Annotated in this window: 1 protein-coding gene; it reads left to right on the top strand. The window is 65.6% G+C overall.

From position 1 onward, the window contains the following. Positions 1-74 precede the first annotated feature (74 nt). Positions 75-1210 (top strand): type VI secretion system tip protein TssI/VgrG (gene tssI, locus DM373_RS28380; protein ID WP_157966911.1); only part of this gene is annotated, 1136 nt, incomplete at its 3' end.

The following is a 1210-nucleotide window of genomic DNA, read 5'->3' as shown; positions in this document are numbered from 1 at the left end:
CACCGTAGCCCGCCGCGCTTGCGCCGCGGGCTGCGGTCGTTTTACCAGCCCATTCTCGCTACAGAGGGACAAGGATGTTTGCCGCCGCGAACCAGACCCACTTCAGCTTGCACATCGATGGCCTGGAGCATGATTTCCAGGTGCTCGCCTTCGACGGCACGGAAGCCATCAGCCAGGCCTACGCCATCGACCTGGAGCTGGTCAGCGAGCACCCCTCGCTGAACCTGGAAAACCTGCTGCACAAGCCTGCGTTCCTTCAGCTCGGCGACGACGGGCGGGGCCTGCATGGCCTGATCTACCGCGCCGCGCAAGGCGAGGCGGGCAAGCGCCTGACCCGCTACCAGGTCACCCTGCGTCCGCAGTTGGCCTACCTGGCCCACCGCATCAACCAGCGCATGTTCCAGCACATGAGCGTGCCGAAGATCATTGCCCAGGTGCTCGAAGAGCACGGCATTCTTGGCAACGCCTACCAATTCCAATTGGGCGCGACGTACCCCGAGCGCGAGTACTGCGTGCAGTACGACGAGTCCAACCTGCAGTTCATCCAGCGCCTGTGCGAAGAAGAGGGCATTCACTACCACTTCCGCCACAGCGCTGCCGGCCACCAACTGGTGTTCGGCGACGACCAGACCGTGTTCCGCAAGCTGGCCCCGGTGGCCTACCAGCAGGATGCCGGGCTGGTGGCCGATACGCCGATGATCAAGCGCTTCGGCCTGCGCGTGGAAACGCGCACCAGTAGCGTCACTCGCCGCGACTACGACTTCAAGAAGCCGCTGATCCAGCTCGAAGGCGAGTCGGTCAGCCACGCCGAGCCTGAGCTGGAAGACTACGACTACCCCGGGCGCTTTCTCGACCGCGCCCGTGGCAAGCACCTGGCCACCCGCGCCCTGGAACGCCACCGCAGCGACTTCCGCCTGGCCGAAGGGCACAGCGACCAGCCCTTGCTCGCCAGCGGGCACTTCCTGACCCTGGCCAGCCACCCCAATGCCGCCTGGAATGACCTCTGGCTGCTGCTTGAAGTGACCCACCAGGGCCGCCAGCCGCAGGTGCTGGAAGAAGCCATCACCAGCGATATCGACGCCAAGTACGATGGCTTCCAGCAGGGCTACCGCAACCTGTTCAGCGCCACCCCGTGGGACGCGGCCTATCGCCCGCCCCTGAACCACCCCAAGCCACGCATCCTCGGCACCCAGCGCGCCATCGTGAGCGG

This window comes from Pseudomonas sichuanensis, assembly GCF_003231305.1.
Classification (GTDB): Bacteria; Pseudomonadota; Gammaproteobacteria; order Pseudomonadales; family Pseudomonadaceae; genus Aquipseudomonas; species Aquipseudomonas sichuanensis.
This window is presented reverse-complemented; position numbering and strand designations above follow the sequence as displayed.